We start from the raw sequence: 24,788 nt of genomic DNA, 5'->3' as shown, positions 1-24,788 counted from the left end.
GCACCCGCTCGCTGTCCTGTCCTCGTGGCTCGTGCCCCCGCGCGCCTATGCAGGCCGGTGGATGGCGCAGAGCTTGTTGCCGTCGGGATCGCGCACATAGCCGAGATGGAGCGTGCCCGTGGGGCCGTTGCGCGGGCCGGGCGCGCCTTCGACCGAGCTGCCGCCATGGGCGATGGCCACGTCGTGGAACTCCTGCACCTGCTCCGGCGAGTTGCACTTGAAGCCGATGGTGCCGCCATTGGCGGGCACCGCCTCCCGGCCGTCGACCGGCTCGGTGACGGCGAATGTGCTGCCGTCGTGGCGGTAGAACAGGCGGGTCTGGCCCGAGGCGTTCTGGTTGCGCAAGGGTTCGCCGGCGCCCAGCAGCCCCAGCACCGCGTCGTAGAAGCGCTTGGCGCGCTCGATGTCGTTCGATCCGACCATCACGTGATTGAACATGTTTCCCGCCCCTCTTTCCTCTCAGCGCTTTTTCCTCACAGCGCCTTTTTCCGCAAACGCCGCTTTGCACCCCGGTGCCGGCCATGCCGGTCCCGGCGCGACAGGGCAAGAGTACTGCCGCGCCTGTCACCGCGCGAGCCGTGATTTCCTGCAAGTCGCCGCTCTGGCCGCACGCATTCCTAGGCGAGCGCGACCCAGCCGCGGAAGGTGAAGCCGGCATAGAACAGGGCGATGTCGGAGAAGCCAGCCTCGGCCAAGAGGGTTTCGTCCTCGGCAACCGACAGGACCGGCAACCTGTCGGCCATGAGCGCGGCGGAGGCCGAGACCTTCGCGGGATCCGCGCGCCCGTCGCCGGCAAAGGCGACGGACCTTGCCAGCCAGCGGGCAAGCCTGCCCTCCTGCGGGCAGCTGTGATGGGCAACGACAAGCGGCGCTCCGGGCCGGAGGCGCGCGCGCAACTGCCCGAGCGTGCGCAGCCGCTCCGGCCTTGCCAGGAAATGCAGTGTCAAAAGACAAGCCGCGCCGTCGAACGGGCCGGCGGGAACATCGTCAACATAGCCTTCCAGCAGGTCGACACGCGATCCGAGCGGACCCAGCACGTCGCGCGCAAGATCAAGCATTTGCGCGGAAGGATCCACGCCGAGCAGACGCCAGCGCGGTTGTGCCTGCGCGAAAACCTTCAGCTCCAGCCCCCCGCCGGCGCCAAGGACGAGAATGTCCGCCGCGCCGGGCGCGTGCTCGGCGAGCAGCAACATCGCCATCCGCTGCAGGTCGGCAAAGCCGGGCACCTTGCGAGGCGTTTCATCCCCATAGCGGGCGACCGCCGCCGGATCGGTAAAGGGTTGCATCCTGCGCGTCCTCGCCGCGGCCACCCCGCCCAAGGCAGGCGGGGCGATAGCCGATTTTCATGTAACTTTTTATGGTACATGAAAATCGGCCCGTCAACCGGCGGGGACCGCCATGCTATGCCGCGACCCCGAAGCCTTCCAGCTGCGCCGCCAGCGCCCGCCGGAACGCCGGCCGGGCCTCACAGCGCTCCTTGTAGCCCTTGAGACGGGGGTATGCGTCCAGGATGTCGGTATGCCCCGGGATGCGCAACACATCGGCCATCATCAGGTCGCCGACGGAAAAGCGGCCCTCGAGGTAGTCCTTTTCGCCAAGGGCCGCTTCCAGCATCGCAAGCCGGTCTCGCACGAACGCCTCGACCTGCGGCCGGCGCTCCGCCGTCCAGGCTTCCTTTGCGTGAAACAGGTCGATCACCGTCAATTCCTGCAATGAGGTCTCGACCGAGTTCAGCGCCGCGAACAGCCAGGCAAGCGAACGCGCGCGCCCGGCCGGATCCTTCGGCAGGAGGACTTCGCTCCGTTCCGCGATGTGAAGCACGATCGCGCCGCTCTCGAACAGCGTCAGCCCGTCCTCCTCGATCGCCGGCGCCTGAGCGAAAGGCTGGCGGGCGAGATGTTCGGGCGACCTCTGCTCCGGCCCGAGCGCCAGGGTGCGGACCTTGTAGGGCAGGCCCGCCTCTTCCAGCGCCCAGCGCACGCGCAGCGCCCGCATGAGAGGTGCAGCGAAGTCGGGAACCCATTCGTAGGTGGTCAGGGTGATCATGTGCGCAGTCCTTTCTCTTCGGCGACGGCGATGTTCTCGACATAGGCCTGCTGCCGGTTCAGGGCCGAATTCCAGCCGCCGACATGGCTGTCGCGGATGGCGATGCTGGAGAAGGGCGCCTGGTGGAAGCTCTGGAGCGTCCTGCCGTCCTTCTCGGCGAAACCGACGGTCACCAGCGTGTCGAGATCCCGGCCCGAACCCTCGTCCCACTGGAAGGTGAAGACGATGCGCCGGAGCCGCTCCACGTCGCGAATGACGCCGCCGAAGCGCGATAGTCCGAACTGTTTGGAAACCATCGCCCCGCTCCATAGCCGGCCGGGCGTCAGTTGCCAGTCAAGCTCGACGGTCGTGAACTTTTCCGGCCCCCACCAGCGCAGCATGTGGTCCCGGCTCTCCCAGAGCCGGAACACCAGGGCGAGCGGTGCGTCGAACTCCCGTTCGATCAGCAATTCCTCGTCGCGCAATACGTTCATTGGTCCTTGTCTCCCGATTTTCCCCGGGTGAGTTCGTCCAGATAGGCATCCATCCTGTCGAAACTTCCCTCCCAGAATTTCCTGTAGCGACCCAGCCAGCCATCGACCTCCCTGAGCGGGGCCGCCTCGAGCCGGCACGGGCGCCACTGCGCCTCGCGCCCGCGCGAGATGAGGCCGGCGCCTTCCAGCACCTTGAGGTGCCGGGAGACGGACGGCAGCGAGATGTCGAAGGGCTCGGCGAGCTCGTTGACCGTGGCCGCGCCCTGGCTGAGACGGGCGAGAATCGCCCGCCGCGTCGGATCGGCGAGCGCCGACAGGGTCGCGCTGAGAGGGTCCTGCATGTGTTTCATATTTAGCTTCCTCGCTAATTAGCGTATCAGCTAAATACAGGTCATGCCGGTTTGCGTCAAGGGGAAGCGCGTCTCCCTCGCCTATCGCTTGCGTGGCGATCGCTTTTTGGTGGACGCGTTGAGGGTCGCGGCCGCGCGAACAAGCGCCGTCAGCGCCTTCCCGTCGATCTCCGCGCCTTCATGAAAATCGATGGCGCGCCGCGCGTTGCCCTCAAGGCTTGCGTTGAAGAGGCTTGAAGGATCGTCCAGCGCCGCCCCCTTGGCGAAGGTGAGCTTGACCTTGTCCTTGTAGGTCTCGCCCGTGCAGATCATGCCGTCCCGGTACCAGACCGGCACGCCGCGCCATTTCCACTCCTCGACCGCCTCCGGCTCGGCCTGCAGGATGACGGCACGCAGGCGAGCAAGCATCTCGCCGCGCCAGTCGCCAAGTTCGCGGATGCGGGCATCGATCAGCTCAGACGGCGACCTGCCGTCGGCTTTTGCGGTTTCGGCCATCGTGTTCGTTTCTTCCTTGCGCATCAGGGTGTCCAGCCCGGCAGCGCCGCCGCCTGCCGGATCCAGCTCGTCATCAGTTCATCGTCGATCTGCTCGCCCTCGTGGATATGGACGTAGCGCGTGTTTTCGTCCTTCGAGTTGACGGGCGGCATGGGGTCCAGCTGCGCGCCGCGAAAGAAGGCGACCTTGATGTATTTCGCGAAGCAGTGAACGCCAAGAAACCAGCCCTGCCCGGCAATGCCGTAGAGCGGCGAGTTCCACTTGACCGCTTTCGCCACACCGGGAACCGTGCACTCGACAAGCGCGTCGAGACGCCTGCCGGCCTCGCTTTTCCAGTCCGGCATGGCGGCGATATAGGCCTGGACGGGCGCATCGCCGTCGCCTTTCGCGATCTGCGGATTGCCGCCGCTGAGCAGGGGCGTCTTGCCAGCCATTGCGCCTACTCCTGCCAGGAGGCCTGCCGGCGACCGCGCCATCTTGCGGCATAGGGCAGCGCGAAAAGATAGAGCCCCGTCAGCATCAGCAGGATCAGGGGGACAAGCGCCAGGACGCCCACCCAGACGGCCTCCACCCCGAGCGCCATGGCGGCAATGTTGATGAGGACCGCAACGGTGAAGACGATGGAGAGCCATCGGTGTATCTGTCGTGTCCAGCCGGTCGGTTTCATGGATGTCTCCCTGTGTTCGCGGCGCAAGGCCGACGCGGTGCCGCCAGGCGGCAACTGTCAGTCCAGCCGCTCCAGCAATTTTTCGAGATTGTCGAAGAAGCGCGGCCAGCCGGCCCTTGCACCGCCAAAATAGCGCGGCTGGTCGGTCCGGAAGCCGGTCTGTTCCATCCGCAGCCGGGTGCCGCCCGCCGTCGGCGTCAGCGTCCAGGTGACCACCGTCTTGAGCTCATGGTCGCCCCAGCTGTAGGCGATCGCCCTCTCCGCCTCGACATCCAGGATCTCGCAGTCGATGGCACCCCATTCGAAGCGGAAGTCGAACTTGTGGCCGACCTCGGGACGGAAATCGCCCTTCATGAGCCATTCCCCGACAAGGTGCGGCTGGGTCAGTGCGCGCCAGATCCTTTCCGGCGGATGGGCGATCTCCCGCTCGACCACGACGGTACGGGTTTGGGATGCGGCGTCGTTCACTGATCCATCCTTTCCAGAAGGTTCTCGAGGGCGTCGAACCGGTTCTCCCAGAAGCCGGTCATCCGGCTTGTCCAGTCGGAGAGCGGTGCGAGAGCCGCCACCTGCGCGCTGTAATGCGTCCGGCGACCGTCCTGGCGGTCGCGCACCAGGCCGGCCTGCCGCAAAATGCCGAGATGCTTGGAGACGGCCGGCTGCGAGATCGCTGCGGCGTTCGTGAGAACCGCCACCGTCTGCTCCCCCTCACGGCACAACCGTTCGAAGATCGCCCGCCGGGTCGGGTCGGACAGGGCCTTGAACAGGACGTCGTGCGGCTGTGTCATGACAATTCATAACTCCATGGCTATGCATTCGCACCAATAGCCAGTGAGTTATATATGTGTCAAGGGGAGGCACGAGAGCAGGCGGCCCCCGCGCATGAACGCCGGCTGCGATGCCGCCGGTGTCACCCTGTCCGGGCAACCTTCGTCAGCGCTGCGCCTTGTCGACGACCTCGGCGACGGCCTGCTTGTTGCGGGGGTCGATCTGGGTTTCGCCGTCGCGCAGGAGGTCGGCAAGCGTCTGCGCCCGCAAGGCATCCCGCCAGACGGTTTCGGCCGCCATCATTCGCCTCTTGATGAAGCAGTCGGCCTTGTAGGCGCACGGATCGCTCGTCTTGCCCGGTCCCCGGCGCCGGATTTCCCGGCAAACGAACGCCGGCCCCGGGCCGTCGATGGCCTCGACGACATCCAGCATGGTGATCGCCTCGACTGCCCGCGACAGGCGGTAACCACCGCGTGGGCCGGGCAAGGCATCGACAATGCCGGCAGCGGCCAGCGCCCGCAGGTGTTTCAGGAGATAGGTTTCGGAAACGCCGTGCAGCTCCGCAAGGCTCTTTCCCGGAAGCACCCTGCCCGGCGCCAGCCCGGCAAGCACCAAGGCGCAGTGAAGGGCCGCCTCGACACCATCGCTCAGCCGTCTCATTCCACACTCCCTTGCGCTTCCATAATCATGGATATATTTTATCCACGAATCGTACTCAAGTTCCGAAAGGATCTCGTTCATGCAACAGAGACTGAATATCAGCAAACTCGCGCCCGACCTCTACCGGGCCATCCGGGAGCTCGACGGCGCGATCCGGAACTGCGGCGTCGACGCGCAGCTTCTGCATCTGGTCAAGCTGCGCGCCTCGCAGATCAACGGCTGCGCCTTTTGTGTCGACATGCATGTGAAGGAGGCGCTCGCCGACGGCTTCACCCACCAGAAGCTGCATCTGGTCCCCGCCTGGCGGGAGTCCGCCTATTTCACCGAGCGCGAGCGCGCGGCCCTGGAATGGACCGAGAGCGTCACCCTGCTGGCGGACAGCGGCATCCCCGACGCGGCATACGACGTCATGCGCGCGCAGTTCACGGATACCGAGATCGCCCAGCTCACCGTCGCCATCGGCACGATCAACCTGCTGAACCGGATCGCCGTCGGCTCGCGAATGCAGCATCCGGTCGAGTGAACCGGAGGCCGCGTCGGGCTCTTGCAGATGCCTGACGCGGCCGCCGAAGGCGTCCTTACGGCCCGACGACCAGGTGCGGAGAGCCATCACTCGTCTTGCGCCACGAACGGCCATCGCGCCCGACGGTTCCGCGGATGCGCCGTCGCCAGTTCGAAAAGCTGCCGAAGGCGACAGTGTCGACGGGTGCATCGAGGCGGATGGTCAACGTGTAGCGCGTGTCGTCGTCACAAGAGAGCGTGACGATCTCGCCGGTGAAGGGCTGCTTCAGGTAGGTCCCTCGCACGCGCTGGTGCAGGTGAAAAGGCGCGGAGCCGGCGGCCCCGGCCGAAACCTCCTCCCCGCAAAGCCGGGCATGCAGGGCATTCCAGTTTCGCTCGCCATTCTGCCGGGCGACCAGATCGAGCGCCTGACCATGGCAGATGCCATGTCCGAGCGCGTTCAAAGCGGTGCGCAGGGCGCGCGCCGCAGCCTTGGCTTCCGCCAGCGTCCTCACGGTCATGCCATTGTCCCCGCCGGCCCGAGCCCCAGTCCGCCCGTTTCCGCGCGGACTTTCAACGCGGCGAAGAGGATCGCCGCCGCCATGACGGCCACCAACCCCTCCGCAATAGGAAAGGCCAACCACAAGGCCTCTGCGCCGCTGACGGCCGCAAGCCCGACAACCAGAACCGGGCACAGGATGAACGGCTTGACCAGGGTGAGAACCGCCGCCTGCCCCGGCCGGCCTATGGCCTGGAAGTAGAGTGCAAGAACCAGGACCGGGCCGGTAAACAGGTACAAGGCCGCCATCGGGCGCAGGATCGCAGCCACCTGAGCGGCGATCACGGCGTCGCTGACGAAACCGTATCCAACAAGCTGCGCGCCCGCCAGACATGCAAACTCAACAAGACCGCACCAGCCAAAGGCCGTCAGCACCGCCAGCTTCAGGACCGTGTCCGAGCGCCGGTACAGGCCCGCCCCGACATTGTTGCCGACAATGCCCTGCATCGCGAGTGCGATGGCCATCAGCGGCATGAAGGCGAAACTGAGGATCCGCGTCACGATGCCATAGGCGGCTGCGAGTTGAAGATGCGCCTCGCCCGCCACATGCGGCAGGGTGGCAATGACCGTCGCCGAAACGAGCGCAATACCGATAAAGCCAAGGCTCAGTGGCGCGCCGAGCGTCGCAATGCCGGTCCATCCCGCGACCCAGCGGTGGCGCCACAACGCCGACAGGGGAACGCGGCCCTGCCCGTGCAGGCGCAATCCCACCAGCAACGCAAGCGCAAGCAACTGCGCCAGGACGGTGCCCCAGGCAGACCCGGCAACGCCGAGCCCCGCCTTGACGATGAGGCCGTAGTTGAAGGCAGCATTGGCGAGCGTCACGCCCACCGACATCAGCGCCACCAGCGATGCCCGCCCTTCATTGCGCCAGGCATCGGCATGCAGGCCGAGCAGAAACTGGACCGGCGTCGCACAGATCATGATCAGCAGGTAGGCATGCGCCATCCCGGCCACCGTCCCGTCGGATCCGGCAAGCTGGCGCACGAGCGCGTCGCCGCCCAGGAGGAAAAGCCCGATCAGTCCCAGGGCGGCGGCAATCGCCAACCCGTGTGCCTGCGCGAAGACCGCGCCGGCCTCGCAAAGGGCGCCTGCGCCAAGGTGGCGGGCAAACAGGCTCGACATGCCACCGCCGACGAGCGCCGAGAGCGCGATCGTCACCATGATCGGGGGAAAGACCACACTGACGGCGGCGACCGCATCGGCCCCGACGAAATGGCCGAGAAAGACCGCGTCGACCACATTCAAAAGACCGCTCATCGCCATGACGAAGACCATCGGCACCGCGTTTGCGATGAAGAGACGGCCCGTAGGTGCGGTCAGGAATCGGTTTTCCAGAGGGGATCCGGCAGGCATCGCTCACTCCTCGAAAGAGGCATTTCGCAAGAGATGGGAGCCCGCATTGCCCACCAACGAAATGCTTCGAGGGCGAGAGACGTCGCATTGCCGGGTTTCACCGTGACATGTGTCCGCAGGCGGCAGGTACCCGGTACCTGCCGCGCTTCTAGCCATGGCCGGGCGGACATGTCAACTCCGCCCGCACTGGATGCGGCCGGTTGAGGCGCCCCGCCGCCCGTCGGCGATCAACTCACGATCAATTGGCCACCGGGTCGAGGGTCTGTCGCAGGTGCCGGAGCTTGCCCGGATTGCGCATCACATAGATGGCCGCGACCTTGCCGTCCTCGATGTCGAGCGCGGTCGTCTGGAACTCCCCGTCCGCCTCGAGCGTGACAAAGCCCGGCAGTCCGTTGATGAAGCCGGCGCGCACCAGCCGCGAACCGTTCTCGATGAAGAGCGTTGCCAGATAGGCGTGCAGCTTCAGGACGCCTTCCAGGCCAATGATCGGGCGAAGCGCCGCCGGACGCTTGCCACCGCCATCCGAATGGATGCTGACATCCGCCGCCAGCATCGCGCCGAGAGCGGTCATGTCGCCGCTGCGCGAGGCGGCGAAGAAGGCCTCGGCAAGCTCCAGGCCCCGCTCTTTCTCGAGCTTGAACCGGGGGCGTTCCTGCCGGACATGGCCGCGAGCCCGGGCCGCGAGTTGCCGGCAGGCCGCCGGCTCGCGCTTGATCGTGGCGGCGACCTCGTCGAAATCGAGCCCGAACACGTCATGCAGCAGGAAGGCGGCGCGCTCGAGCGGCGACAGCCGCTCCAGCGCCAGCATCAGGGGCAGGGTGACATCGTCTTCCTCTTCCTCGTCAAGGACGGGATCGGGAAGCCAGGGGCCGATATAGGTCTCGCGCTGACGCCTTGCGGACTTGAGCTGGTCGAGGCAGAGCCGCGTCACAACCCGGCGCAGGAATGCCTCGGGCTCGCGTATTTCACCCCGTTCGGTCTTCATCCAGCGGATGAAGGCCTCCTGCACGGCATCCTCGGCGTCGGTCACCGAACCGAGCATGCGGTAGGCGACGCGCACGAGCCGGGGACGCAGCGGCGCGAAACTCGCCGCCGCGTCATCCGATCCTGCCGTCGTCATCAGGCGACAGCCTGCGCCGGAGTTTCGACCCACAGGTCGAAGCCGACCGCCAACCGGTTCCAGCCGTTGATGACGTTGATCATCAGCGTGAGTTTCACCTGTTCCTCCTGGGTGAAATGGGCCGTGAGATCGGCACGGGCCGCCTCCTGCGTATGGCCTTGCGAAAGCTTCGTCAGCGCGTCGGTCCAGGCCAGCGCCGCGCGTTCGCGCTCGGTATAGCACGGCGCCTCGCGCCAGGCCGCAAGCAGGTAGATGCGCTGCTCGCTCTCGCCCTGGGCGCGCGCCTCGGCGGTGTGCATGTTGATGCAGTTGGCGCAGCCGTTGATCAGCGAGGCACGGATCTTCACGAGTTCGATCAGGCTCGGCTCAAGGCTGCCGGCGGCGTCCTGCGAAAAGCCGAACCACTTCTTCATCAAGGTCGGGGCAGCGGCGAAGGGATCAAGTTGTGCAGTCATGGTACCGTCTCCTTTTTGGGTTCCGACATCATGACGAGACAAGGTCGCCGGATGTGACATGCACGCGAAAAAATCCTGCTAGCGCGGCACAAGGGCAAGAACGAAGAGGCCCGCGGCCAGGGTCGATGCGAGGGTGCGCACATGGTTCCACCTGGTCCAGTCACGCAGGTAGCGGGTCCATGTCTCCTGCGCGGCCTCGCTTTGCGGATCGGCCGCGTCGAGCCGGTTGTTGAGCGGCACGTTGAAGACGATGGTGCACACGAACATGCCGGCGAAATAGACAAGCCCCCCGGCAAGCATCATCGCGCTGCCGGCGTCCGCCCAGCGCCACAAGGCGAGAGCCGCAAGGGCAAGGGCGGCGAGCGTCGTCCCGAAGAACAACGGCATGAAGAGCGAACGCTGGATGACGGCGTTGATCGCCTGCATCGCGGCGATGCCGGCCGGCGCCGGGATGCGCCCCAGCGCCGTCATGATGAAGGTGGAAAAGGCGAAGTAGAGCCCCGCGATCAGCGCGCAGCCAAGCGCGCAGATCCACAGCAACAGATGAATGATCACGCCTGTCATGTCCGTGCTCCTCTCCTGGCGGCCGATGCCACACCGTGCCGCTCCCCGGCGGCAAGGGCAAGGGCCGGAACGGATGCCTGCCCGGCGGAAGCTCACTGAAAGTTCCGCCCCTTGGGCAGCACGCGGGTGTCGCGCGGATGGCGCCAGAGGCTCGGCTGGCCTGACACACCCGTTGCGGGCGCCTTGTCTTCGCCCCCGCTCCCCGCCGACATGGCGTCCATCAATGCCGGCGTCAGGTCGTGAAGCCGCCGCGCCACCACGTGGATGACCCCGCTTTCCTGCTGGACCGGGCCTTCGACGGCGATCGCGCGCGCACCCATGACGATGCGCCGGCTCTGCTCGAAAATCCGGCTCCAGATCACGACATTGGCAATGCCGGTCTCGTCCTCAAGCGTCAGGAAGGTGACATTCTTTGCCGTCGCGGGACGCTGGCGCACCAGCACGAGGCCGGCCACCCGCACCCACCGGCCGTTGCCCGCCTTGTCCAGCTCCACAGCCTTCAGCGTCCGGCTTTTGGCGAGATCCCCGCGCAGGAACGAGAAGGGGTGCGCCTTCAGGGACAGGTGCAGCGTCGCGTAGTCCTCCACCACATGCTCGCCCGGGCGCATCCGAGGCAGATCGACCTTCGCCTCGTCCCGCATCAGGGAAGAGATACCGGAAGGATCGGCGAAAAGCGGCAGTTGCTCCTGCCCCGCCCCCCGACCGACCCGCCCGGCAAGCCCCTTCGCCTCCCAAAGGGCCTGGCGCCGGTCCAGGCCGAGCGATCGGAACGCATCCGCATTGGCAAGGGCGGTGAGGGCGCGGTTGTCGAGCCGGGCCCGTGCATAGAGATCGCCGATATCGGCGAACGGGCGGTTGCAGGCCGCCTCCAGCCGGCGGCCCGCTTCCTCCCCAAGACCATCGACCTGGCGCAGGCCCAACCGCAGCGCGAAAGCATTGCCGCCCGATGCGGTCGGGGCCGACGGAGCGTCCAGCGGCTCCAGTGCATGGTCCCAGCCGCTGTGATTGACGTCCACCGGAAGCACCGTGCCGCCATGGGCGCGGAAATCGCGCACGATGGAGGAGACGGAGTAAAAGCCCATCGGCTGGGCGTTGAGCAGCGCACAGGCGAAGACGTCCGGATAGTGGCACTTGAGCCAGGAGGAGGCATAGGCGAGCAATGCGAAACTGGCGGAGTGGCTTTCGGGAAAGCCGTAGTCGCTGAATCCCCTGATCTGCTCGAAGCAGCGGGCGGCGAAGTCCGGCTCGTATCTGTTGGCGATCATGCCGGCGACGAATTCTTCGCGGAACTGCTCGATCGTGCCGATGTTGCGGAAGGAGGCCATGGCCCGGCGCAGCCGGTCGGCCTTGTCATGGGAAAAGCCCGCCGCGACAATGGCGATCTTCATCGCCTGTTCCTGAAAAAGCGGCACGCCCATGGTCTTTTCCAGTACCGCCCGCAGTTCAGGCGAAGGATAATCGACCTTCTCCAGCCCGCTACGGCGGCGCAGATAGGGATTGACCATGTCGCCCTGGATCGGGCCGGGGCGGACGATGGCGATCTGGATGACGAGGTCGTAGAAATTTTCCGGCCTGAGGCGCGGCAGCATCGACATCTGGGCGCGACTCTCGATCTGGAAGATGCCGACCGTGTCGGCCTTCCGGATCATCTTGTAGGTGGCCGGGTCCTCGCGCGGCACGGTGGCGAGACCCAAGTCGACGCCATAGCCGCCGCGCAGAAGGTCGAAGCTCTTGCGCAGGCAGGTCAGCATGCCGAGCGCCAGCACGTCGACCTTGAGGATGCCGAGCGCGTCGAGATCGTCCTTGTCCCACTCGACCACGGTGCGGTCCTGCATCGCCGCATTGGCGACCGGCACCACCTCATCGAGCGGCTCGCGGGTGATGACGAAACCGCCGACATGCTGGGAGAGATGACGCGGAAAGTCGATCAGCTGCCGGACGAGGCGGAACGTCTGCACCAGCCGGGGATCGCACGGATCGAGGCCGGCCTGGCGGATCTCGTTCGCATCGGGAACCTTGCCGGACCAGCCCCAGATCAACCCCGACATCGCCATCACGACATCCGCCGACAGGCCCATCACCTTGCCCACGTCATTGACCGCGCTGCGCGCCCGGTAGCGGATGACGGTCGCCGCGAGCCCGGCCCGGTCACGCCCGTATTTGGCGTAGATGTACTGGATCACCTCCTCGCGCCGTTCATGCTCGAAATCCACATCGATGTCTGGCGGTTCGCCGCGAGCGGCGGAGATGAAACGCTCGAACAGAAGATCGATCTCGGTCGGATCGACCGAGGTGATGCCGAGGCAGAAGCAGACGACGGAATTGGCCGACGAGCCCCGCCCTTGGCAGAGGATCGGCGGTTGCTGGGCACGGGCGAAGCGGACGATGTCCTGGACGGTGAGGAAATAGGAGGCGTAACCGAGTTCGCCGATCAGGCGAAGCTCACGCTCGATCGTTGCCCTGACCGTGTCGCCGACACCACCTGGAAACCGTTCCGCCGCACCGCGCCAGGTGAGCCGCTCGAGTTCCTCCTGCGGCGTGGCGCTTTCGCCCGACGGCTCGTCGGGATAACAGGGCGACAGTTCGTCGAGGCTGAAACGGCAGGCCTCCGCGATCTCGACGCTGCGGGCAATTGCCTTCTCGTAACCGGACAGAAGGCGGACCATCTCGGCAGGTGTCTTCAGATGGCGTTCGGCATTGCGCTCCAGGCGGAAGCCGGCCGCGTCAATGGTCACGTGTTCGCGAATGCAGGTGAGCACGTCCTGCAAGGGGCGGCGGCCGGGCGTGTGGTAGAGCACGTCATTGGTGGCCAGAAGAGGCGCGCCGCATCTTTCCGCAAGCCATGCGAGATGCTCGAAACCGGCGCGATCCAAGCCGCGGTAACGCGGCGAGAGCGCAAGCGAGACCATGCCGGGAAACGCCTCGGCGAGCTGCGTCAGCCGTTGCTCGAACGCCGCGCCTGGCATGTCGGGGGGCATGGCAAGCAGATGCTGCCCGCCGCCAAGCAGGGCAAGGTCGTCGAAGTCGAGATAACACTCTCCCTTGGGTGCGCGCCGGTTGCCTGTCGTCAGCAGCTTGCCGAGCCGGCCATAGGCGGCGCGGTCGCTCGGGTAGACAATCACCTCGAACCCGTCGCGCAGCACCAGCCGCGCGCCCACCAGCAGGCGGACGGGATGCTCCCGGGCCGCCACATGGGCGCGCACGACACCGGCAAGGGTGTTGCGGTCGGCAATGCCGATGGCGGCAAGCCCGAGCCGGGCCGCCGTCTCGACCAGTTCGGCCGCATGGGAGGCGCCGCGCAGGAAGCTGAAATTGCTGGTCACCGCCAGTTCAGCATAGGCGGGAGAGGCGTGCGGATGGGAAGACGGCATCATGCGAACAGCCCGTGCATGAACCAGCGCGGACTGTCCCCGTCCCGGTCGTAGAGACCTTCGCGGAACAGCCAGAAGCGCCGCCCCTCCACATCCTCGATCCGGTAGTAATCCCGGGTGGACCGGTTTTCCTTGCCTCCCTTCCACCATTCGGGCGCGATCCGTTCCGGCCCGTCGGCGCGGGCGACACGATGCGAGACGCGTCGCCACTCGAAGCGGGCCGGCGGCTTGTCGGGCATCTCGACAAGCACCTCGACCGGCTCGGGCCGCTCCAGCAACAGCGACGGCCTCGCCGACCCGGCCGCGCCTTGCAGGGCACGACAATGCGCGTGCCAGTCATGCGCCGGCAACCGGGCAAGCACCGAGACCGGACGGACCGCGCGTTCGGGCATATAGCTTTCGTTCGGCGCGAACCGGGTGACGCTGGCTGGGCCGAGGCGGTTGACGAAGCGGTCGAGCAACCGGGCAAACCCGTCCGGATCCGCCTCGACACCGCCGCCGGCGACCAGCGCGGACTGGACCGCTTCGGCATTTTCCACGTCGAAGGCGGCAAGGACGGCGACCTCGAAGCCGAAGCCCGCATGATCGCGGATCCTGTCGAGCCGCTCCCCCAGGAGCCTTGTCAGATGGCGCGGATCATTGCTCGGCCGGCTGATGCGCAGTTCAAGCGCCTCCCGCCAGCCGTCGACCCGGAACAGCGCCAATTCCAGGCGCCGGGCCGCCTTTCCGGCCGCGCCCAGGGTCGCGGCGAGTTCCTCGACCAGCCGCTCCGCCACCTGCGCTATCGCCTCAAGGGTGATGACCGGCTCGGCAAAGCGGAGCGTCGCGAGATGGACGGGCGGCGGCGAAAGAGGATCAAAGCGCTCCGTCTCGCGGCCCAGCGCCTGATCGAGGCGCCGGACAAGCATCGCGCCGAAGCGGCCTGCAAGAGGCGCGCGCGGCTTGCCCGCGACAAGGCCGATGCGGTCGAGGCCAAGCCGCCCCAGCGCCTGAACGGTCGCCGCCTCGATCCGCAACCCGGCAACGGGAAGCGCGGCAAGACGCGCGCCGGTCTGTCCGGGCTCCACGCTCTCCGCCACCGTCTCGCCATGGCGCGCCATCGCCCAGGCGGCGCCGATGGTCGGGGCGATGGCGAGGCGCGCGGAAAGCCCGAAGGCCCGCAGCCGGCGGGCGAGATCCTCCATCAGGGCCTCTTCACCGCCGAAGAGGTGAGCGCAGCCGGTGATGTCGATGCAAAGACCGTCCGGCGGATCGACACGGGTCAGCGGGCTGTAGCGCTGGCACCACAGGGCAAGGGCGCGCAAGGCCGCGGCATCGCCCGCCTCGTCCGCCTGCGCGACCGCAAGGGCGGGATGAATGGCCCGGGCATCGGCAAGCGACATGCCCGCCGCCAGTCCCAGTTCCGCCGCGGCGTCATTGACCGCAGTGACGCGGACTGCCCCCTGCACCGTCATCGACAGTGCCAGGGGGCCGCGAACCTCAGGCCGCGGTCCAGTGTCCTCCTGCCGGTTCGCGAACAAGGCCGGGCGCATGGCGAAGCGGCGCTCGACCGGCCAGCGGGGAAGCCAGACGGAAAGATAGCGTTTCATGGTTCCACTCGAGTTCCCAAAGACCAAGGGAATCCGCCCGGGACTTTACCAGGCGAACCTGCCAGCGCGGCGGACCGAGCCCGGGCACCGCCTGACCGGTGTACTGCGCCGGAGCACTTGGCCCGGAGGCGACCGACCAGCGTGTCTGCGACGCCGTCGCCATGTCGAGACCGCTGCGACTGCCCAGCAGCAGCGCCGTCGCACCGCTTTGCGCGGCACGCATGGACAGGCGCCGACTTGCCGTGAAGTCATAGGACCGGTCACCATCCGCCAGGATGCCGATGACGGCCGCCAGCGAAGCGTGGGACAAGGCCTCCTCCAGGCTCCACAGGAGATCGCGCGGCCTTGACGCCTCGACACGGACGACACGACCCGGATCGATGCCGAACCCGGCAAGGCCCACAGGGTAAAGGCTTGCGGCCTGCCTGCCCCGCACGCCCGGACATACCCACAGGACATGCCCCTCCCGCACCCGCAGGATGCGCGAGGAGATGGCGAGGGCAAAGCCCGCCGCAGCGGCAAAGTCCGCAGGCGCTTCCGGCAGCACCTCATGCAGGGCACCGCTCGCAAGCCCTCCGGCGGCCGGACGGTCCCCGGCCTCTTCCAGGCCGAGCCCGACGACAGGCCAGGGCGACGCCTCGCGCCGCTGCCAGCCGGCGACGCGGGCACGCAGGGCCGTGACCGCCTCGTTTCGACTCATGACAGCCTCCGCGGAGCCGATGCCGCAGCGGTCCGGCATGTCGCCAGCAACGGACAGTCGGCACAGCATGGCCGGGCATGAACGCAAAGAACCCGCCCGAGCCGCTGCATCAGGACATGGTGATCTTCCGTGTCATCGGCGGTCCAGCAGAAGGGAAGACACCGGTTGAGCAGCCGCGCGGTGCGGGCGATGTCCGCCTTTTGCGGAACGAGACCGAGACGCCGGGCAACCCGGTTATGCGCCGTGTCGACCATCAGCACGCGCAGGTGCAGGCTGCTCAGGTTGAGAACCGCCATGCTGGTCTTCGCGCCGACGCCGGTCAGCCGTTCCAGCCAGTGGCGCGCCTCATCCACCGGCCAGGCGGCAAGAAATCCGAGATCGAGAGCCCCCCGCCGCCGGATGATCTCTTGCAGCGCGGCCGGGAGATGGCAGGCCTTCCTCTCGGCGAAGGTCACATCCGCGATCAACGGTTCGACGGCGGCCGGGTTCATCCCGGCAAGCTGCTCCCAGTTCTCCAGCCACGCCTTCAGGTCGACAAAGGTGCGCATCGCGATCTCGTCCCGCGTCCTGCCGCTCAGCATCGCGAAGACAAGCATGTCGACAGGATCGAGCCGGTGGCACGCGGGCACCGGACCGAAGCGGTCAAGCAGCAGTCCGTGGATCCGCAAGAGCGGGTTCTCGGCTGCAAAAGGCAGGGTGTATTGCATGCCCAAATGAAAGAACAAAAAGGGAACAAATGCAATCAGAGTCTTCCCGCCGACCACTGCGCTCCGCAGGCCATTGATTCACAAACATGAATCTTCAGACACCCACGGGATGTCGCGACAGGAGATTGGCTCTCCCGCCCCGGGCCGTGTCAGACGGCGTCCCCTTCCGCGGCGGTTCGCGCCAGATAGACCGTCTGGGTGAAGGGTCGGTCCTGCAGCGGATTGTGGAACGTGACCGGTTCGGCCCAGGCGCTGGCGAAGACCGATGCCAGCCGCTGCGTGAAGCCGGCATCCGGCTGCGCATCGGACCAAAGGCCGAAGACACCACCGGGTTTCAGCCAGCGGGCCATCGCCTGCAGGCCTTCGGGCCGGTAGAAACCGGTGCTGCGGTCATCGAGAAGCCAGTCCGGGGAATGGTCGATATCGACAAGGATCGCATCGAACCGGCGGCCCGGTGCTCCAGGGTCCAGCCCCTCGTCGCCGGCGGCAAGGGCGAAGAAATCGCCCTGCAGGAAGCGGCAGCGCGGATCGGCGACCAGCTCCGGCCCGAGCGGCAGCAGGCCTTCCTCGTGCCAGTCGATCACCGCCTGCAGGAATTCGACCACCGTCAGCGTCGCCACCGTGTCGCTGTCCAGCACGGCGCGGGCGGTGTAGCCAAGGCCGAGACCGCCAACCACGACATCGAGCGCCTCGCCTTCAGCCGCCGCGACGCCAAGCCGGGCCAGCGCGATTTCGGACGCGGTGAACAGGCTCGACATGAGGAATTCCTCGCCGAGCTTGATCTCGAACACGTCCTGCCCCAGCGACAGCTCCCGGCGCCGGCGCAGGGAGAGCGCGCCGATCGGCGTCGGGCGATAGTCCAGTTCCTCGAAAAACGCTGACATGCGGCGCAAGGCTCCTCGGATGGCCGGCAACGGCGCCGGCTTGCCGGGAGGCAAGGACAGTGGCGACGAGCGGGCAGGCGCCCCGTTATCGGGGCAATCCGGGCGAACATCAAGAAATGCGCTCGAACGGGAACGCCTTGCCGGAACCGGGAGGCACGCCGCGAACCGCCCCGGACCCGCCTGAGCGGCCGGGGCGGCACTTCACTCAAACTGTCCGGTCTCAGGCGGTCTGGCGCAGGACCTTGCGCAGCGTGTCGATGAGACGGGTGATCTCCGCCTCGCCGACGGTGAGCGGCGGCGACATGGCGATGATGTCGCCGGTGACGCGGACCATGCAGCCGGCCTCGAAACAGGCCTTGAACACGTCATAGCCGCGGGCACCCGGCGCGTCAGCGCGCGGCGCAAGCTCGATGCCGCCGATCAGGCCGAGATTGCGGATGTCGGTCACATGCGGCTCGCCCTTCAGGCTGTGCACCGCCTCTTCCCACACCGGAGCAATCTCCGCGGCCCGCGTCAGCAGCCCGTCGCGGGCATAGATGTCGAGCACGGCAAGGCCGGCGGCGCAGGCGATCGGATGGCCGGAATAAGTGTAGCCGTGGAACAGCTCGATCGTCGCTTCCGGTCCCTGCATGAAGGCATCGTGGATGCGATCCGTGGCAAAGACCGCGCCCATCGGCACGACGCCGTTGGTCAGCCCCTTGGCCGTGGTGAACAGGTCCGGCATGACGTCGAAGAACTGCGAGGCGAAGGGCGTGCCGAGACGGCCGAAGCCGGTGATGACCTCGTCGAAGATCAGCAGGATGCCGTGCCGGTCGCAGATCTCGCGCAGGCGCTTCAGATAGCCCTTCGGCGGGATGAGCACGCCGGTGGAGCCGGCCACCGGCTCGACGATGACCGCCGCGATGGTCTCCGCGCCATGCAGGGCGACGATCCGCTCGAGTTCGTCGGCAAGATGCGCGCCCCATTCCGGTTCGCCGCGCGAGAAGGCGTTGTGCTCCGGCGCATGGGTGTGCGGCAGATGGTCGACACCTGTCAGCAGCGTACCGAAATGACGGCGGTTGTTGACCAGGCCGCCGACCGAGATGCCACCGAAGCCGACACCATGATAGCCGCGCTCGCGGCCGATCAGGCGGGTGCGGGTGCCCTCGCCGCGGGCCCGGTGCCAGGCCAGCGCGATCTTCAGCGCGGTGTCGACCGATTCGGAACCGGAGCCGGTGAAGAAGACATGGTTGAAGCCGTCGGGCGCCAGTTCCTTGAGCCGTTCGGCGAAGTCGAAGGCCAGCGGATGACCCATCTGGAAGGACGGCGCATAATCCATCTCCAGCAGCTGGCGATGCACCGCGTCGGCGATCTCGCGATGACCGTGGCCGGCGTTGCAGCACCACAGGCCGGCAGTGCCGTCGAGGATCTCGCGGCCGTCGTCGCTGGTGTAGTAGAGGCCCTGCGCGCCGGCGAGCATGCGCGGCTCGGACTTGAACTGGCGGTTGGCGGTAAACGGCATCCAGTAGGCATCGAGGCTGCGGTTGCTGCGCGCCGGAATTTCAGTGTCGAGTGCGTCCATGTCGGCTCTCCCTTGCTCCCGACAGAGTGCTCCGATTTTGCATCCTTCAAAAGTCTGTTTCTTACGTTTTGCAAGATATTGATTTATATATGTGCAATCTCGCCTCGTTAAGGATCGTGAACATGTCAAACGACACCGACACGGGTCTCGACCTCGGCAGGCGCCTGCGCGCCCTGCGCCTCGCCCACGGATTGTCGCAGCGGGCGCTGGCGAAACAGGCCGGCGTCACCAACGCGACGATCTCACTGATCGAGGCGGGACGCATGAACCCTTCTGTCGGCGCGTTGAAGCGGGTGCTCGACGGCGTGCCGGTCAGCCTGTCGGATTTCTTCGCCTTCGAGCCGAAGCCGGAGCGGCAGGTGTTCTTCGCCGCCGAGGAGCTGACGGAAATCGGCAAGGGGCGGATTTCCTACCGGCAGGTGGGCGGCAATCTCTTCGGCCGCAGGCTGCAGATCCTGCATGAACGCTACGCGCCGGGCGCCGACACGGGCCGGGCACCGCTATCGCATGACGGGGAGGAAGGCGGGATCGTCATCTCCGGCCGGCTGGAGGTCACCGTCGGCGACGAGCGCAAGATCCTCGGCCCGGGCGATGCCTATGCCTTCGACAGCGCGACGCCGCACCGGTTCCGCGCCGTCGGGCCGCAGGACTGCATCGTCGTCAGCGCCTGCACGCCGCCAAGCTTCTGACCGGGCACGCGGCGGCGCGAAGGATCAGCCGGCGCGGCCGTAGCGGGCCATCACCTCGAGCAGTTCGTCGGCGCGCAGCGCGCGGCAGACATGGCCGGCGGGCTTGGCCGTCGGTGCGTCCTCGGCCGCCAGCAAGGCGTTCAGCACCGCCTCGTCGACCCCCTCGACGACGGCCATGTAGACCGGATCGAGCCTTTCGTCGTTGAGCGTGCGCATGTCGCGCCAGGCGCCCGAGAGCTGCGGCAGGTCCATCCGGTTGGCCGTGCTGAAGGCAAGGAAGATATCGCCGGAATTGTTGCCCCCCGGCGTGCCGCCGCGTCCGATGCCAAGGCCAGCTCGCCGCGCGAGGCGCTCAAGCTGCGAGGGCGACAAAGGCAGATCGGTCGCGATGACGGCGATGATCGAGCCGCGCTCGGCCGGCATATCCTTCATCCGGTCCCGGTCGAGATGCCGCCCGACCGGCACCCCGAGCACGTTGAGCCAGGGCCTGAGCCCGTGATTGGCCTGGACGAGAACGCCAAGAGTAAAGCGCTCGCCGTCGACCTCGATCACCCGCGAGGCGGTGCCGGTGCCGCCCTTGAATTCGTAGCAGACCATGCCGGCGCCGCCGCCGACATTGCCCTCGGCGATCGGGCCCGGCCGGGCGGCGCGAATGGCGGCCAGCACCTCGGCCTCGCCAAGATGCTGGCCGTTGATGTCGTTCAGCGCCCCGTCATAGGTCTCGGCGACGACCGGCATCGCCCAGAGGTGATGCTCCTCGAACGCCTCGGCATACTGGGACAGGATCCAGCGCGTCGCCGCATGGTGGGCGATGCCGACCGAATGGGTGTTGGTGACGAGGACGGGCCCGAGAAAATGACCGCCGTCGCGTATCCAGTGGCTGCCGGTCATCTCGCCATTGCCGTTGAGCGTGAACTGGCCGGCCCAGACCGGGCTCGGATGCGGGTCGAAGCCGCGCGGCAGGATGGCGGTGACGCCGGTGCGCACCGGCCTGCCGCCGAGCGCCGCATCGCGCACCAGCGTCTCGTAGCCGACGAGAACGCCGGGCACGTCGGTGATCGCGTTGGCCGGGCCGCAGATGCCTGGAACGTCGAGGCCGAGGCCGCGCGCGCGCGGCTTCGAGCGAACGGGAGGGACCGTCATGGAGTTATCTTCCTCGCGCTCTGAAATAGAGGCCGAGCGAGGCGACCAGGAAGGAGAAGAGCAGCATCACGGTCGCGATCGCATTGATTTCCGGCTTAATTCCCCGCCGCAGCATGCCGTAGATGAAGACGGGCAGCGTGGTCGAATCGACGCCGGAGATGAAGTAGGTGATGACGAGGTCGTCCATCGAGATGATGAAGGCGAGCAGCGCGCCGCCGATCACACCGGGCAGGATCAGCGGCAACGTCACCTTCCGAAACGTGACCCAGCCATTGGCGCCAAGGTCGGCCGAGGCTTCCTCCAGCGACATGTCCATGCCGGCCAGACGCGCGCTGACCACGATGAAGACATAGCTTGTCAGGAAGGTGCAATGGCCGATGATGATGCTGACGAGACCAAGGCTCATGCCGAAGCTGACGAAGAAGATCAGCAACGCGATGCCGAGCACGATGTCCGGCATGATCATCGGCAGGAACATCAGCGCCCGGTAGAAGGCCTTCAGCCGGAAACGGAACCGCGCCACCGCCAGGGCCACCGACGTGCCCAGAACGGTGGAGACCAGCGTCGTCGTCAGGGCGACGATCAGGCTGTTGCGGACCGCGCGCAGGAGCTGGTCGGTCGATTCCACATAAAGAGACAGTTCGGTCGTGGCCGCGGAGAAGCCGAAGATGGTGCGGTACCAGTCAAGGGTGAACCCGCTCCAGATCATCATGTTGACCGGATTGGCATTGAATGAATAGACGACGACGAGGAAAATCGGCGCGTAGATGAAGGCGAAGAAGGCAATGCCGTAAACGGCGAGAAGCCCGATCCTTTTCCTGAACATTCTCACCCTCCTTCGCTTGACCGGATGCGGGCGGCCGGCATCTCGTCGCGCCCCAGAAGGCGCACATAGACCACGAGCAGCAACAGCACCGAGGCCATCACCGTCATGCCCAGCGCCGCGCCGAAGGGCCAGTTGCGGGCCGACAGGAACTGCTGCTCGATCAGGTTTCCGGTCATCACCACCTTTGCCCCGCCGAGCAGCGAGGGGACGATGAAGTTTCCAAGGCTTGGAATGAAGACGATGATCGAGCCGCCGATGATGCCCGGCAGGGTGAGCGGCAGGACCACCTTGCGGAAGGTCTGCAGCCGGGTCGCGCCGAGATCGCCGGATGCCTCGATCAGGCTGGCGTCGAGCTTCTCGACGCTGGCATAGAGCGGCAGGAACATAAAGGGGATGAACACATAGACCATGCCGATCACGACCGCAGTCTCGGTGAAGATGATTTCCAGCGGCGTGTCGATGAGCCCGAGCCCGATCAGGAACTGGTTGATCAGCCCGGTCGGCCTGAGCAGCAGCACCCAGGCGAAAAGCCTGACCACGAGGCTGACGAAAAAGGGCAACGTGATCAGGAACAGGCAGAGGCTCTTGGCCCGCTCCCCGAGCCGGCTGACCCAGAAGGCGGCCGGATAGCAGATGAGCAGGCAGAAGAACGAGGTCTGCAGGGCAAGCACCACGGAGCGCAGGAAGATTTCCAGATAGACCGGGTCGAATTTCTCGTAGCGGGTGTCGGCCCAGCCGAAGATCCGGCCATAGCTGAGGTCATAGAAGGTCCACTCGACGCCGCCGTAAAGGCCCGGCTCGAGCCAGCTGTAGATGAACATGAGGCCGAGCGGGCCGGCGAAAAAGACGGCCAGGAACAGCGTCGGCGCCGCCAGCAGGCCGGCAAGGACGCTCTTCTGGCGCAGTTCTATCGGCTTGCGCGCGCTCATGCCGGCGGTCCGGCGAGAACATGGATCGCGGCCGAGGGCACATGCAGCGCCACGGGCTCGCCCGGGGCAAGACCGCCGGAGGAGGATTGCGCCAGATGGCGTACGGTCGCCTTGAGCGGGCCGACGCCCGGCACATCGATTTCCAGGCGGTAGTCCGACCCGGTGAAGGAGGACTGCGTGAGCCTTCCGGCAAGCGACAGGCCGGCGGCACCGGGTTCGGACGCGGCCGCTTCCGGGCCGGATGCAACGGAGACGCTTTCAGGACGAAACAGAAGCGTTGCGTCGATCCCGGGCACGACCCGGTCCCCGGACAGCACCAGCCGGGCGCCGCCGGCAACTTCCAGCAAGCCCTCCTCGCCCGAACGGGACAGGACATGGGCCGTCACCAGATTGCTCTCGCCGACGAAGCGGGCGACGAAGGCGTTTTCCGGACGGAAGTAGATGTCCTCGGGCGGGCCGAGCTGCTGGATCCGGCCGCCGTCGAGCACGACGATCCGGTCCGACATGGTCAGCGCCTCTTCCTGGTCATGGGTGACGAAGACGAAGGAGATGCCAAGCCCGTGCTGGAGCTGCTTCAGCTCCTCCTGCATCCTCTGCCGGAGGTTCCGGTCGAGCGCGGAGAGCGGCTCGTCAAGCAGCAGGAGGCGCGGGCGGGCGACGATGGCGCGGGCGAGCGCAACGCGCTGCTGCTGGCCGCCCGACAATTGCCGCACCGAACGTTCGCCGTAACCACCGAGACCGACCAGTTCCAGCGCCTCGGCAACGCGCCTTGCGCGCTCAGCTCCCGAGACACCGGCGACCTCGAGGGAGTAGCCGACATTGCGGGCGACGTTCATGTGCGGAAACAGGGCGTAGTTCTGGAAGACGGTGTTGACCGGACGCGCGTGCGCGGGGCGGTCGAGGATGGAGGTTCCCTCGATCAGGATGTCGCCGGAATCGAGATCCTCGAAACCGCTGATGGCGCGCAGCAAGGTGGTCTTGCCGCAACCGGAGGGACCCAGAAGGGTGACGAACTCGTTGTCGGCGACGGTGAGCGAAAGACCGTCAAGGGCCGTCACGGGCGCGCCGCCCTGCGTGGCGAAGTGGCGCGTGGCGTTTCTGATCTCGAGAAGCGGGGCCATGGGAAATCCGGAATGAAGCCAGGTGGACCGGCCCGGCGGCATCCAAAGTGGACTGCCGCCGGGCCGCACGGAACGCGGGGCTACCGGGCGGTTTTCACCCGCGTCCATTCGCGATTGTAGAGCTTCAGATCCTGTCCCAAGTCCTCGAAGATCTCGAGCTTGTCCATCACGTCCTGCGGTGGGTAGATGCTCTCGTTCTCGCGGATCCCCTTCGGGATGAGATCGAGTGCAGGCCGGTTCGGCGTGCCGTTCAACTGCTGCGAGACGTTGAGCGCCGCGATTTCCGGACGCAGGTAGAACTCCATGAACCGGATCGCGTTTTCCTTGTTGGGCGCCGAGGCGAGCACGCACATGTCCTCCTGGTACATGGTCGCACCTTCCTTGGGGATGATGTATTTCAGGACGTCCGGCATCTCCTGGGCGAAGATGTTGGCGCCGACATACCAATGCGCGGCCGCGACGTCGCCCGACTGCACCAGCGGGATGCTGTCATAGGTGAAGGCGCTGATATTGCCGAGACGCTCGACGATATAGTCGGCCGCCTGGCTGACCTCCGCCTCATCGCGAGAATTGACCGAATGGCCGTTCATGATCAGGCCGACGCCCAGCGTTTCGCGCAGGTCGTCGAGCATGATGATCTTCTCGCCCTTCTCGGCAAGGGCGAAGAAGTCCGCCCAGCTCTCGATGCCTTCCGCCTTCTTGCGGTTGTAGACGATGCCGACGGAGCCCCAGGCATAGGGCAGACAGTATTCGGCGTTCGGGTCCTTCTGCGAACGAACGAACTGCGGATCGATATTCTTGAAGTCCGGATGAGAGCCGATACCCGTCTTCGCCAGAAGTCCCAGTTGCTGCATGATGTCATGCATGTGGACCGAAGGAAAAACGACGTCGTAGCCGCTGGCGCCGGCCTGGATCTTGGCCAGCATCTCCTCGTTCGTTCCGTATGTGTCGAGACTGACGTCGACGTCGAACTCCTCGCTGAATTTCTCGAGCACCTTGGGGTTGATGTAATCTCCCCAGTTGTAAAGACTGAGCTTTCCCTCAGCTGTAGCGGCGCCCGTTGCAAGCGCCACGATGACGCCGGACATTGCGACGACGGTACCGATCGACCGGATCGACGGCTTCATTTCTACGATTGATGCGAGCTTCATTCTTAAGCTCCTCTCTGGATGGCGGTGGAGTGCCCGGTTTTCCTTGGGCTCCATTATTTTTTATTTGACGAATAGATGGTGCCATTTAAATTACAAATTCTGC

At 66.3% G+C, this 24,788-nt stretch carries 29 protein-coding genes; 2 read left to right on the top strand and 27 right to left on the bottom strand.

The features are described 5' to 3' along the window. Positions 1-45: 45 nt before the first annotated feature. From RBB46_RS06245 to RBB46_RS06195, 11 genes are all read right to left on the bottom strand, one after another. A complete protein-coding gene (locus RBB46_RS06245; RefSeq protein ID WP_306028042.1) occupies positions 46-438 on the bottom strand; it encodes a VOC family protein in 393 nt (130 codons plus the stop codon). Positions 439-617: 179 nt separating this feature from the next. Next, on the bottom strand, positions 618-1,286 hold the full coding sequence (locus RBB46_RS06240; protein ID WP_306028041.1) for a class I SAM-dependent methyltransferase: 669 nt from the start codon (positions 1,284-1,286) through the stop codon (positions 618-620). A 115-nt stretch (positions 1,287-1,401) separates the two neighbouring features. Continuing rightward, positions 1,402-2,046, bottom strand: coding sequence for a glutathione S-transferase family protein (locus RBB46_RS06235; RefSeq protein ID WP_306028040.1), 645 nt, complete (start codon positions 2,044-2,046; stop codon positions 1,402-1,404). Further along, complete coding sequence (locus RBB46_RS06230; protein WP_306028039.1) at positions 2,043-2,519, bottom strand: SRPBCC domain-containing protein; 477 nt, start codon at positions 2,517-2,519, stop codon at positions 2,043-2,045. Before RBB46_RS06230 ends, RBB46_RS06235 begins: the two co-directional genes overlap by 4 nt. Continuing rightward, positions 2,516-2,869 carry a helix-turn-helix transcriptional regulator gene (locus tag RBB46_RS06225; RefSeq protein ID WP_306028038.1) on the bottom strand — a complete coding sequence of 118 codons (354 nt, stop codon included), beginning with the start codon at positions 2,867-2,869 and terminating at the stop codon, positions 2,516-2,518. The genes RBB46_RS06230 and RBB46_RS06225 overlap by 4 nt, the downstream gene beginning before the upstream one ends. An 81-nt stretch (positions 2,870-2,950) precedes the next feature. Next, the gene (locus tag RBB46_RS06220) at positions 2,951-3,388 is read right to left on the bottom strand and encodes a DUF1801 domain-containing protein (protein WP_306028037.1); all 438 of its coding nucleotides are present in this window, start codon (positions 3,386-3,388) and stop codon (positions 2,951-2,953) included. Beyond that, the gene (locus RBB46_RS06215; protein WP_336623140.1) at positions 3,388-3,798 is read right to left on the bottom strand and encodes a DUF1801 domain-containing protein; all 411 of its coding nucleotides are present in this window, start codon (positions 3,796-3,798) and stop codon (positions 3,388-3,390) included. Before RBB46_RS06215 ends, RBB46_RS06220 begins: the two co-directional genes overlap by 1 nt. Before the next feature lie 5 nt (positions 3,799-3,803). After that, a complete protein-coding gene (locus tag RBB46_RS06210) occupies positions 3,804-4,031 on the bottom strand; it encodes a hypothetical protein (RefSeq protein WP_306028035.1) in 228 nt (75 codons plus the stop codon). Positions 4,032-4,088: 57 nt separating this feature from the next. Beyond that, a complete protein-coding gene (locus RBB46_RS06205; RefSeq protein WP_306028034.1) occupies positions 4,089-4,499 on the bottom strand; it encodes an SRPBCC domain-containing protein in 411 nt (136 codons plus the stop codon). Continuing rightward, positions 4,496-4,819: a helix-turn-helix transcriptional regulator gene (locus RBB46_RS06200; protein ID WP_306028033.1), complete on the bottom strand. Its 324-nt coding sequence runs from the start codon at positions 4,817-4,819 to the stop codon at positions 4,496-4,498. Before RBB46_RS06200 ends, RBB46_RS06205 begins: the two co-directional genes overlap by 4 nt. A gap of 145 nt (positions 4,820-4,964) precedes the next feature. Then, a complete protein-coding gene (locus tag RBB46_RS06195; RefSeq protein ID WP_306028032.1) occupies positions 4,965-5,459 on the bottom strand; it encodes an Rrf2 family transcriptional regulator in 495 nt (164 codons plus the stop codon). 79 nt (positions 5,460-5,538) lie between these two features. Here RBB46_RS06195 and RBB46_RS06190 point away from each other — a divergent pair, with 79 nt between their 5' ends. Next, a complete protein-coding gene (locus RBB46_RS06190) occupies positions 5,539-5,982 on the top strand; it encodes a carboxymuconolactone decarboxylase family protein (RefSeq protein ID WP_306028031.1) in 444 nt (147 codons plus the stop codon). Between the two features lie 55 nt (positions 5,983-6,037). Here the strand turns inward: RBB46_RS06190 and RBB46_RS06185 are convergent, their stop codons facing one another. The 11 genes from RBB46_RS06185 to RBB46_RS06135 form a co-directional block, all read right to left on the bottom strand. Continuing rightward, a complete protein-coding gene (locus RBB46_RS06185; protein WP_306028030.1) occupies positions 6,038-6,481 on the bottom strand; it encodes a glyoxalase superfamily protein in 444 nt (147 codons plus the stop codon). Continuing rightward, positions 6,478-7,875, bottom strand: a complete 1,398-nt coding sequence (locus RBB46_RS06180; protein ID WP_306028029.1) for an MATE family efflux transporter — start codon at positions 7,873-7,875, stop codon at positions 6,478-6,480. The genes RBB46_RS06185 and RBB46_RS06180 overlap by 4 nt, the downstream gene beginning before the upstream one ends. A gap of 238 nt (positions 7,876-8,113) precedes the next feature. Then, complete coding sequence (locus RBB46_RS06175; RefSeq protein ID WP_306028028.1) at positions 8,114-8,995, bottom strand: sigma-70 family RNA polymerase sigma factor; 882 nt, start codon at positions 8,993-8,995, stop codon at positions 8,114-8,116. Beyond that, the gene (locus tag RBB46_RS06170; RefSeq protein ID WP_306028027.1) at positions 8,995-9,450 is read right to left on the bottom strand and encodes a carboxymuconolactone decarboxylase family protein; all 456 of its coding nucleotides are present in this window, start codon (positions 9,448-9,450) and stop codon (positions 8,995-8,997) included. Before RBB46_RS06170 ends, RBB46_RS06175 begins: the two co-directional genes overlap by 1 nt. Positions 9,451-9,528: 78 nt before the next feature. Next, positions 9,529-10,014 carry a DUF1772 domain-containing protein gene (locus tag RBB46_RS06165; RefSeq protein ID WP_306028026.1) on the bottom strand — a complete coding sequence of 162 codons (486 nt, stop codon included), beginning with the start codon at positions 10,012-10,014 and terminating at the stop codon, positions 9,529-9,531. Between the two features lie 92 nt (positions 10,015-10,106). Further along, positions 10,107-13,388: an error-prone DNA polymerase gene (locus RBB46_RS06160; RefSeq protein WP_306028025.1), complete on the bottom strand. Its 3,282-nt coding sequence runs from the start codon at positions 13,386-13,388 to the stop codon at positions 10,107-10,109. Further along, a complete protein-coding gene (locus RBB46_RS06155; RefSeq protein ID WP_306028024.1) occupies positions 13,385-14,974 on the bottom strand; it encodes a DNA polymerase Y family protein in 1,590 nt (529 codons plus the stop codon). The genes RBB46_RS06160 and RBB46_RS06155 overlap by 4 nt, the downstream gene beginning before the upstream one ends. Then, positions 14,865-15,674 (bottom strand): ImuA family protein, encoded by an 810-nt coding sequence (locus RBB46_RS06150; protein WP_306028023.1) that lies wholly within the window; start codon positions 15,672-15,674, stop codon positions 14,865-14,867. The genes RBB46_RS06155 and RBB46_RS06150 overlap by 110 nt, the downstream gene beginning before the upstream one ends. Continuing rightward, positions 15,671-16,381, bottom strand: a complete 711-nt coding sequence (gene nth / locus RBB46_RS06145) for an endonuclease III (protein ID WP_306028022.1) — start codon at positions 16,379-16,381, stop codon at positions 15,671-15,673. The genes RBB46_RS06150 and nth overlap by 4 nt, the downstream gene beginning before the upstream one ends. Positions 16,382-16,530: 149 nt before the next feature. Beyond that, positions 16,531-17,265: a spermidine synthase gene (locus RBB46_RS06140; RefSeq protein ID WP_306028021.1), complete on the bottom strand. Its 735-nt coding sequence runs from the start codon at positions 17,263-17,265 to the stop codon at positions 16,531-16,533. 220 nt (positions 17,266-17,485) lie between these two features. Further along, entirely contained in the window at positions 17,486-18,826 is a 1,341-nt protein-coding gene (locus RBB46_RS06135) for an aspartate aminotransferase family protein (RefSeq protein WP_306028020.1), read from the bottom strand. 122 nt (positions 18,827-18,948) lie between these two features. Here RBB46_RS06135 and RBB46_RS06130 point away from each other — a divergent pair, with 122 nt between their 5' ends. After that, positions 18,949-19,515, top strand: a complete 567-nt coding sequence (locus tag RBB46_RS06130; RefSeq protein WP_306028019.1) for a cupin domain-containing protein — start codon at positions 18,949-18,951, stop codon at positions 19,513-19,515. A 24-nt stretch (positions 19,516-19,539) separates the two neighbouring features. Here RBB46_RS06130 and RBB46_RS06125 read toward each other — a convergent pair whose 3' ends face one another. The 5 genes from RBB46_RS06125 to RBB46_RS06105 form a co-directional block, all read right to left on the bottom strand. After that, complete coding sequence (locus RBB46_RS06125) at positions 19,540-20,658, bottom strand: P1 family peptidase (protein ID WP_306028018.1); 1,119 nt, start codon at positions 20,656-20,658, stop codon at positions 19,540-19,542. Between the two features lie 4 nt (positions 20,659-20,662). Then, entirely contained in the window at positions 20,663-21,484 is an 822-nt protein-coding gene (locus RBB46_RS06120) for an ABC transporter permease (RefSeq protein ID WP_306028017.1), read from the bottom strand. Between the two features lie 2 nt (positions 21,485-21,486). Continuing rightward, on the bottom strand, positions 21,487-22,413 hold the full coding sequence (locus RBB46_RS06115; protein WP_306028016.1) for an ABC transporter permease: 927 nt from the start codon (positions 22,411-22,413) through the stop codon (positions 21,487-21,489). Beyond that, positions 22,410-23,534 carry an ABC transporter ATP-binding protein gene (locus tag RBB46_RS06110; protein WP_306028015.1) on the bottom strand — a complete coding sequence of 375 codons (1,125 nt, stop codon included), beginning with the start codon at positions 23,532-23,534 and terminating at the stop codon, positions 22,410-22,412. Before RBB46_RS06110 ends, RBB46_RS06115 begins: the two co-directional genes overlap by 4 nt. A gap of 80 nt (positions 23,535-23,614) precedes the next feature. Continuing rightward, positions 23,615-24,685, bottom strand: coding sequence for a PotD/PotF family extracellular solute-binding protein (locus RBB46_RS06105; RefSeq protein WP_306028014.1), 1,071 nt, complete (start codon positions 24,683-24,685; stop codon positions 23,615-23,617). Positions 24,686-24,788: the final 103 nt, after the last annotated feature.

The organism is Stappia sp. MMSF_3263, assembly GCF_030733745.1.
GTDB lineage: Bacteria > Pseudomonadota > Alphaproteobacteria > Rhizobiales > Stappiaceae > Stappia.
Note: the sequence above shows the minus strand (reverse complement) of the source record. Positions and strands in the feature narration are given on the sequence as shown.

Bases quoted from the DNA above. Each gene is read 5' to 3' on its own strand.
- RBB46_RS06245 (WP_306028042.1), bottom strand. From the start codon at position 438: ATGTTCAATCACGTGATGGTCGGATCGAACGACATCGAGCGCGCCAAG.
- RBB46_RS06240 (WP_306028041.1), bottom strand. From the start codon at position 1,286: ATGCAACCCTTTACCGATCCGGCGGCGGTCGCCCGCTATGGGGATGAA.
- RBB46_RS06235 (WP_306028040.1), bottom strand. From the start codon at position 2,046: ATGATCACCCTGACCACCTACGAATGGGTTCCCGACTTCGCTGCACCT.
- RBB46_RS06230 (WP_306028039.1), bottom strand. From the start codon at position 2,519: ATGAACGTATTGCGCGACGAGGAATTGCTGATCGAACGGGAGTTCGAC.
- RBB46_RS06225 (WP_306028038.1), bottom strand. From the start codon at position 2,869: ATGAAACACATGCAGGACCCTCTCAGCGCGACCCTGTCGGCGCTCGCC.
- RBB46_RS06220 (WP_306028037.1), bottom strand. From the start codon at position 3,388: ATGCGCAAGGAAGAAACGAACACGATGGCCGAAACCGCAAAAGCCGAC.
- RBB46_RS06215 (WP_336623140.1), bottom strand. From the start codon at position 3,798: ATGGCTGGCAAGACGCCCCTGCTCAGCGGCGGCAATCCGCAGATCGCG.
- RBB46_RS06210 (WP_306028035.1), bottom strand. From the start codon at position 4,031: ATGAAACCGACCGGCTGGACACGACAGATACACCGATGGCTCTCCATC.
- RBB46_RS06200 (WP_306028033.1), bottom strand. From the start codon at position 4,819: ATGACACAGCCGCACGACGTCCTGTTCAAGGCCCTGTCCGACCCGACC.
- RBB46_RS06195 (WP_306028032.1), bottom strand. From the start codon at position 5,459: ATGAGACGGCTGAGCGATGGTGTCGAGGCGGCCCTTCACTGCGCCTTG.
- RBB46_RS06190 (WP_306028031.1), top strand. From the start codon at position 5,539: ATGCAACAGAGACTGAATATCAGCAAACTCGCGCCCGACCTCTACCGG.
- RBB46_RS06185 (WP_306028030.1), bottom strand. From the start codon at position 6,481: ATGACCGTGAGGACGCTGGCGGAAGCCAAGGCTGCGGCGCGCGCCCTG.
- RBB46_RS06180 (WP_306028029.1), bottom strand. From the start codon at position 7,875: ATGCCTGCCGGATCCCCTCTGGAAAACCGATTCCTGACCGCACCTACG.
- RBB46_RS06175 (WP_306028028.1), bottom strand. From the start codon at position 8,995: ATGACGACGGCAGGATCGGATGACGCGGCGGCGAGTTTCGCGCCGCTG.
- RBB46_RS06170 (WP_306028027.1), bottom strand. From the start codon at position 9,450: ATGACTGCACAACTTGATCCCTTCGCCGCTGCCCCGACCTTGATGAAG.
- RBB46_RS06165 (WP_306028026.1), bottom strand. From the start codon at position 10,014: ATGACAGGCGTGATCATTCATCTGTTGCTGTGGATCTGCGCGCTTGGC.
- RBB46_RS06160 (WP_306028025.1), bottom strand. From the start codon at position 13,388: ATGATGCCGTCTTCCCATCCGCACGCCTCTCCCGCCTATGCTGAACTG.
- RBB46_RS06155 (WP_306028024.1), bottom strand. From the start codon at position 14,974: ATGAAACGCTATCTTTCCGTCTGGCTTCCCCGCTGGCCGGTCGAGCGC.
- RBB46_RS06150 (WP_306028023.1), bottom strand. From the start codon at position 15,674: ATGAGTCGAAACGAGGCGGTCACGGCCCTGCGTGCCCGCGTCGCCGGC.
- nth (WP_306028022.1), bottom strand. From the start codon at position 16,381: ATGCAATACACCCTGCCTTTTGCAGCCGAGAACCCGCTCTTGCGGATC.
- RBB46_RS06140 (WP_306028021.1), bottom strand. From the start codon at position 17,265: ATGTCAGCGTTTTTCGAGGAACTGGACTATCGCCCGACGCCGATCGGC.
- RBB46_RS06135 (WP_306028020.1), bottom strand. From the start codon at position 18,826: ATGGACGCACTCGACACTGAAATTCCGGCGCGCAGCAACCGCAGCCTC.
- RBB46_RS06130 (WP_306028019.1), top strand. From the start codon at position 18,949: ATGTCAAACGACACCGACACGGGTCTCGACCTCGGCAGGCGCCTGCGC.
- RBB46_RS06125 (WP_306028018.1), bottom strand. From the start codon at position 20,658: ATGACGGTCCCTCCCGTTCGCTCGAAGCCGCGCGCGCGCGGCCTCGGC.
- RBB46_RS06120 (WP_306028017.1), bottom strand. From the start codon at position 21,484: ATGTTCAGGAAAAGGATCGGGCTTCTCGCCGTTTACGGCATTGCCTTC.
- RBB46_RS06115 (WP_306028016.1), bottom strand. From the start codon at position 22,413: ATGAGCGCGCGCAAGCCGATAGAACTGCGCCAGAAGAGCGTCCTTGCC.
- RBB46_RS06110 (WP_306028015.1), bottom strand. From the start codon at position 23,534: ATGGCCCCGCTTCTCGAGATCAGAAACGCCACGCGCCACTTCGCCACG.
- RBB46_RS06105 (WP_306028014.1), bottom strand. From the start codon at position 24,685: ATGAAGCTCGCATCAATCGTAGAAATGAAGCCGTCGATCCGGTCGATC.